The organism is Hydrocarboniphaga daqingensis (assembly GCF_900129825.1).
GTDB lineage: Bacteria > Pseudomonadota > Gammaproteobacteria > Nevskiales > Nevskiaceae > Hydrocarboniphaga > Hydrocarboniphaga daqingensis.
Genome location: NZ_FQWZ01000009.1, coordinates 60,626 through 67,610, shown reverse-complemented (window position 1 = coordinate 67,610; position 6,985 = coordinate 60,626). Strand labels below are relative to the sequence as shown.

The 6,985-nt window shown below is 63.7% G+C and carries 4 protein-coding genes and 1 pseudogene; 4 read left to right on the top strand and 1 reads right to left on the bottom strand.

The annotated features are described in order from the left end of the window. A pseudogene (locus BUB09_RS16360) lies at positions 1-404 on the bottom strand (energy transducer TonB); the annotation flags it as partial. A 565-nt stretch (positions 405-969) separates the two neighbouring features. Here BUB09_RS16360 and prpB point away from each other — a divergent pair. The 4 genes from prpB to prpF all read left to right on the top strand — a co-directional run bounded on the left by prpB (position 970) and on the right by prpF (position 6,963). After that, positions 970-1,854, top strand: a complete 885-nt coding sequence (gene prpB, locus BUB09_RS16355) for a methylisocitrate lyase (protein ID WP_072899524.1) — start codon at positions 970-972, stop codon at positions 1,852-1,854. 49 nt (positions 1,855-1,903) lie between these two features. Next, on the top strand, positions 1,904-3,067 hold the full coding sequence (gene prpC / locus BUB09_RS16350; RefSeq protein ID WP_072899522.1) for a bifunctional 2-methylcitrate synthase/citrate synthase: 1,164 nt from the start codon (positions 1,904-1,906) through the stop codon (positions 3,065-3,067). A 96-nt stretch (positions 3,068-3,163) separates the two neighbouring features. Next, the gene (acnD, locus tag BUB09_RS16345; protein ID WP_072899520.1) at positions 3,164-5,761 is read left to right on the top strand and encodes a Fe/S-dependent 2-methylisocitrate dehydratase AcnD; all 2,598 of its coding nucleotides are present in this window, start codon (positions 3,164-3,166) and stop codon (positions 5,759-5,761) included. Between the two features lie 8 nt (positions 5,762-5,769). Beyond that, positions 5,770-6,963 carry a 2-methylaconitate cis-trans isomerase PrpF gene (prpF, locus tag BUB09_RS16340; protein WP_072899518.1) on the top strand — a complete coding sequence of 398 codons (1,194 nt, stop codon included), beginning with the start codon at positions 5,770-5,772 and terminating at the stop codon, positions 6,961-6,963. Positions 6,964-6,985 lie beyond the last annotated feature (22 nt).

The following is a 6,985-nucleotide window of genomic DNA, read 5'->3' as shown; positions in this document are numbered from 1 at the left end:
ACCGGCGGGTATTCGGGCTGGCGGCAGGCATTGGCCTTGACCACCGGCGGACGGCTGACCGGCGCGGCCTTTGGCGGTGGCGGTGCGGGCGGCGTGGCCACCACGCTCTGCGTGGTGATCGTATTGGCCGACGACGGCGGCGGCGTGGCGATGTTGATTTCGGGCGGCGGAATGAACGGCGGCGGCGGAATGTCGAGCTGCGGCGGCGGGGGCGGTGGTGGCGGCTCTTCTTCGGCGCGCTGCTCGTCGAGAATCTGCGTCTCGAACGGCGCCGGCAGCACTTCGATCGCCTTGCGGGCCAGGCCGCTGACCAGGCCCCAGACCAGCAGCACGTGAAACACAATCACCCCGCCAATGCCGAACATGCGGCTCTTGCTGGCTTTGCGGGTGTTACCGAATTCCATTACCGGCCTCCAGATTCAACGGTTCAACAACAGGTTCCGACCCAAGGCCCTGGGCCGGCAGCAACGCTTTCGCATCACGCCCAGGCCGGACCGCCTGCCACCCGACGCACCGAGCGTGCCGAATTAACAACTGCAATCGCTGCATACGACTTGCGGCCAAATTGCATACAAAACTCGGACCATTGGCGTTCGCGGCAGCACGCCATCACACACGCGAATGCCGCTCGCTCAACAACGTGCCGAAGGGCCGAATCGGAAATGACGCAGCGCCCAAACCATTCGTGCAATCGATTGCAGCGAACTGTAGTCCCAGACTACCTACAACACAACAGCCTCTGATTAAGCCGTCATCTGTGTGACACGATGATGACGCTCGGTTTCTGTTTCAGCGCAACATCTTGTGTTGCAGTGAAACATCGCTGCATCTCCCCAAACAAACTCACTTTCAATTTAGATCATATTGATCAATAGCTTGGACACCGACCGGCGTCGCTCGGAGTTTGGCACGCCGTTTGATCAATGAACCCGCCGGCACGACCGGCCCAACCGAATTCAGGAGAACAACATGACCGCCTCTGCCGGTGCGCGCTTCCGCGCCGCCCTCGCCGCCGAAAAACCGCTGCAGGTCATCGGGGCCATCAACGCCAACCACGCACTGCTGGCCAAGCGTGCCGGGTTCAAGGCGATCTACCTGTCCGGCGGCGGCGTCGCGGCCGGCTCACTCGGCTTGCCGGATCTGGGCATCAATACGATGGACGACGTGCTGGTCGACGTTCGCCGCATCACCGACGTCTGCGACCTGCCGTTGCTGGTCGACATCGACACCGGCTTCGGCCCGAGCGCGTTCAACATCGAGCGGACGATCAAGAGCCTGATCAAGGCCGGCGCCGCGGCCTGTCATATCGAGGACCAAGTGGGCGCCAAGCGCTGCGGCCACCGCCCGGGCAAAGAGATCGTGACGCAGGGTGAGATGATCGACCGCGTCAAGGCGGCTGCCGACGCCAAGACCGACCCGGACTTCTTCCTGATCGCCCGCACCGACGCGATCCAGGCCGAAGGCGTGGACGCTGCGATCGAACGTGCCGTGGCCTGTGCCGAAGCCGGCGCCGATGCGATCTTTGCTGAAGCCGCCTATGACCTGCCGACGTACAAGCGCTTCGTCGACGCGCTGAACGTGCCGGTGCTGGCGAACATCACCGAGTTCGGCGCCACGCCGTTGTTCACCCGCGAAGAGTTGGCGTCGGTCGGCGTCGGCATTCAGCTGTACCCGCTGTCGGCGTTCCGAGCGGCGAACAAGGCTGCAGAGGCCGTATACACTGCAGTGCGCCGCGATGGCCACCAGAAAGACGTGATCGACCTGATGCAGACGCGTGCCGAGCTGTACGACCGCATCGGCTATCACGCCTTCGAAAACAAGCTCGATGCGCTGTTCGCCGCCAAAAAGAAATAGGCGTCACGCGCAACGCCGATCACGCCCTACAAGACCCTAAGGAGACAACATGAGCGAGACCCCTGCCGCCACTGCTGGTGGCTTCAAGCCGAAGAAATCCGTCGCGTTGAGCGGTACCGCTGCCGGCAACACCGCGCTGTGCACCGTCGGCCGTAGCGGCAACGACCTGCACTATCGTGGCTACGACATTCTCGATGTTGCTGCCGAATGCGAGTTTGAAGAAATCGCGCATCTGCTGGTCCACGGCAAGCTGCCGACCGCATCCGAACTCAAGGCCTACAAGACCAAGCTCAAGAGCCTGCGCGGCCTGCCGGCTGCCGTGAAGAGCGCGCTGGAACAGCTGCCGCCGTCAGCGCATCCGATGGACGTGATGCGCACCGGCGTTTCGGTACTCGGTTGCGTGCTGCCCGAGAAGGACGACCACAACCATGCCGGCGCGCGCGACATCGCCGACAAGCTGATGGCCAGCCTCGGCTCGATGCTGCTGTACTGGTATCACTATTCGCACAACGGCAATTTCATCGACGTGGAAACCGACGACGATTCGATCGGCGGCCACTTCCTGCATCTGCTGCACGGCACCAAGCCGCCCGAAAGCTGGGTCAAGGCGATGCACACCTCGCTCGTGCTGTACGCCGAGCACGAGTTCAACGCCTCCACGTTCACCGGCCGCGTGATCGCGGGCACCGGCTCGGACATGCACTCGTGCATCACCGGCGCTATCGGCGCACTGCGCGGCCCCAAGCATGGCGGCGCCAACGAAGTCGCCTTCGAAATCCAGAAGCGCTACGACAATCCCGACGAAGCCGAAGCCGACATCCGCGCCCGCGTCGAAAAGAAGGAAGTGGTCATCGGATTCGGCCATCCGGTCTATACGATTGCCGATCCGCGCAACAAGGTGATCAAGCAGGTTGCCAAGGAACTGTCCGAGGAAGCCGGCAGCACCAAGATGTACGACATCGCTGAGCGTCTTGAGTCGGTGATGTGGGAGATCAAGAAGATGTTCCCGAACCTCGACTGGTTCAGCGCGGTCAGCTACCACATGATGGGCGTGCCGACGGCGATGTTCACGCCGTTGTTCGTGATCGCACGCACCAGTGGCTGGAGCGCACACATCATCGAGCAGCGCATCGACGGCAAGATCATTCGCCCGAGCGCGAACTATGTCGGTCCGGAAGATCTGAAGTTCGTCCCGATCAAGGACCGCAAGTAACACCGTCGCTGCCACTGCAGCCGCCTGGTCCGCGCCGCAACGGCGCGCGACCGGAGCGGCTGCAGGTTCACGTATTCGCCTTTATCTGTGAGCCCTATGAACACCGCCTACCGCAAGAATCTGCCCGGCACCCAGCTCGATTTCTACGACGCGCGCGAAGCCGTCGATGCAATCCAGCCAGGCGCCTGGGACAAGCTGCCCTACACCGCTCGCGTCCACGCCGAGAACATCGTCCGCAAAGGTGAGCCCGAGAAGCAGACGGCCTACCTGTCGCAGTTGATCGAGCGCAAGCGCGATCTGGACTTCCCGTGGTTTCCGGCGCGCGTGGTCTGCCATGACATTCTCGGGCAGACGGCGCTGGTCGACCTCGCCGGCCTGCGCGATGCGATCGCGGACCAGGGCGGCGACCCGGCCAAGGTCAACCCGGTCGTACCGGTGCAGCTGATCGTCGATCACTCGCTGGCGGTCGAATTCGGCGGCTTCGACAAGGATGCATTTGCCAAGAACCGCGCAGTCGAAGACCGTCGCAACGAAGATCGCTTCCACTTCATCGAGTGGACCAAGCTGGCATTCAAGAACGTCGACGTGATTCCAGCGGGCAACGGCATCATGCATCAGATCAATCTGGAGCGGATGTCGCCGGTGATCTATACGCTCGACGGCGTGGCATTCCCCGACACTTGCGTCGGCACCGACAGCCACACACCGCACGTCGATGCCCTCGGCGTGATCGCGATCGGCGTCGGCGGATTGGAAGCCGAAAACGTGATGCTGGGCCGCGCCTCGTGGATGCGCTTGCCCGACATCATCGGCGTCGAGCTCAGCGGCAAACTGCAGCCCGGCATCACCGCCACCGACATGGTGCTCGCACTGACCGAATTCCTGCGCAAGGAAAAAGTCGTCGGCGCGTATCTGGAGTTCTACGGCGAAGGCGCATCGGCGCTGACGCTGGGCGATCGCGCGACGATCTCGAACATGGCGCCGGAATACGGCGCGACGGCGGCGATGTTCTTCATCGACAAGAACACGATCGACTACTTGAAGCTGACCGGGCGTGAGGATGCGCAGGTCAAGCTGGTTGAAACCTATGCGCGCCACACCGGCCTGTGGGCCGATTCGCTGAAGACCGCCGAATACGAGCGCGTGCTCAAGTTCGACCTGAGCAGCGTCGTGCGCAACATGGCGGGGCCGTCCAACCCGCACAAGCGTCTGCCGACGTCGGCACTGGCCGAACGCGGCATCGCGGCACCGTGGGAGCTGCCGGCCGACGGCAAGATGCCGGACGGCGCCGTGATCATTGCGGCGATCACCAGCTGCACCAACACCAGCAACCCGCGCAACGTGATCGCTGCCGCGCTGCTGGCGCGCAATGCCAATGCGAAGGGTCTGAGCCGCAAGCCCTGGGTCAAGACCTCGCTCGCGCCCGGCTCCAAGGCCGTGCAGCTGTATCTCGAAGAAGCCGGCTTGCTCGGCGAACTCGAACAGCTCGGCTTCGGTATCGTCGCGTTCGCGTGCACCACCTGCAACGGCATGTCCGGCGCGCTCGACCCGAAGATCCAGCAGGAAATCATCGACCGCGATCTGTACGCCACCGCCGTGCTGTCGGGCAACCGCAACTTCGACGGCCGCATCCACCCGTATGCCAAGCAGGCGTTTCTCGCCTCGCCGCCGCTGGTGGTCGCCTATGCGATCGCCGGCACGGTGCGCTTCGATATCGAGAAGGATGCGCTGGGCCTCGACGCCGACGGCAAGCCGGTCACGCTGAAGGACATCTGGCCGACCGACGAAGAAATCGACTCGGTGATCGCCAGCAGCGTCAAGCCTGAGCAGTTCCGCAAGGTCTACGAGCCGATGTTCAACTTCAAGATCATCGAGAACAACACGACCAAGCCGCTGTACGACTGGCGTCCGATGAGCACCTACATCCGCCGTCCGCCGTATTGGGAAGGCGCGCTGGCCGGTGAGCGCACGCTCAAGGGCTTGCGTCCGCTGGCCGTGCTGCCCGACAACATCACTACCGACCATCTGTCGCCGTCCAACGCGATCCTGCTGGACAGCGCCGCCGGCGAATACCTGCACAAGATGGGTTTGCCCGAGGAAGACTTCAACAGCTATGCCACGCATCGCGGCGACCACTTGACCGCGCAGCGCGCCACGTTCGCCAACCCGCAGTTGGTCAACGAGATGGCGGTGGTCGACGGCAAGGTGAAGAAGGGCTCGCTGGCCCGCATCGAACCCGAAGGCAAGGTCGTGCGCATGTGGGAAGCGATCGAAACCTATATGGAACGCAAGCAGCCGCTGATCATCGTGGCGGGTGCCGACTACGGACAGGGCAGCTCGCGTGACTGGGCGGCCAAGGGCGTGCGTCTGGCGGGCGTTGAAGTGATTGCCGCCGAAGGCTTCGAGCGGATTCACCGGACCAACCTGATCGGCATGGGCGTGCTGCCGCTGGAATTCAAGCCCGGCACGACGCGACTGACGCTCGGCATCGACGGCACCGAAACCTACGACGTGGTCGGCAAGCTGGCGCCGCGCACGACGCTGACGCTGGTCATCACGCGCAAGAACGGCGAACGCGTCGACGTGCCGATGACCTGCCGTCTGGATTCGGACGAGGAAGTGCTGGTTTACCAGGCCGGCGGCGTGCTGCAGCGTTTCGCCGTCGACTTCCTGGCGTCGACCAAGGCCGCGTGAGGCCCACCATGTCCAAGGTTCCACAAATCAAGGTTCCCGCGACGTATGTGCGCGGCGGCACCAGCAAGGGCGTGTTCTTCAAGCTCGACGATCTGCCGGAACGTTGCCGCGTTGCCGGCGAAGCGCGCGACCGACTGCTGCTGCGCGTGATCGGCTCGCCTGATCCGTATGGTGCGCAGATCGACGGCATGGGCGGCGCCACCTCGTCGACGTCCAAGACCGTGATCCTGGCCAAGAGCACGCGGCCGGATCACGACGTCGACTACATGTTCGGCCAAGTGTCGATCGACAAGGCCTTCGTCGACTGGTCCGGCAACTGCGGCAATCTGACCGCCGCCGTGGGTTCGTTTGCGATCAGCAACGGCTTGGTCGACGCCGCGCGCATTCCGGTTAACGGGCTGTGCACGGTGCGGATCTGGCAGGTGCAGATCCAGAAGACGATCATTGCCCACGTGCCGATCACGGACGGCCAAGTGCAGGAAACCGGCGACTTCGAACTCGACGGCGTGACCTTCCCTGCCGCCGAAGTCCAGATCGAGTTCCTCGACCCGGCCGATGAGGGCGACGGTGATGGCGGCGGCGCGATGTTTCCGACCGGCAATCTGGTCGACGACCTCGACGTCCCGGGTATCGGCACGCTGAAGGCAACGATGATCAATGCCGGCATCCCGACGGTGTTCGTCAATGCGGCCGACATCGGTTACACCGGCACCGAGTTGCGCGAAGCGATCAACACTAAGCCCGACGCACTGGCACGGTTCGAGACGATCCGCGCCTACGGCGCGCTGAGGATGGGCTTGATCAAGGACGTATCGGAAGCCGCGCAGCGCCAGCACACGCCGAAGGTCGCGTTCGTCGCACCGCCGACCGCGTACACCTCATCGAGCGGCAAGACGATCAAGGCTGATGACATCGACCTGAATGTGCGGGCGTTGTCGATGGGCAAGCTGCACCACGCGATGATGGGCACCTGCGCGGTGGCGATCGGTACCGCAGCGGCGATTCCCGGCACGCTGGTGAATCTGGCTGCGGGTGGCGGCGAGCGCGAGTCCGTGCGCTTCGGTCATCCGTCGGGCACGCTGCGCGTTGGCGCGCAGGCCACGCAGGAGAACGGTCAGTGGGTCGTCAAGAAGGCGATCATGAGCCGCAGCGCTCGCGTGCTGATGGAAGGCTACGTGCGCGTTCCCGGCGACGCGTTCTAGCGGCACGAATGTGGACGATGGC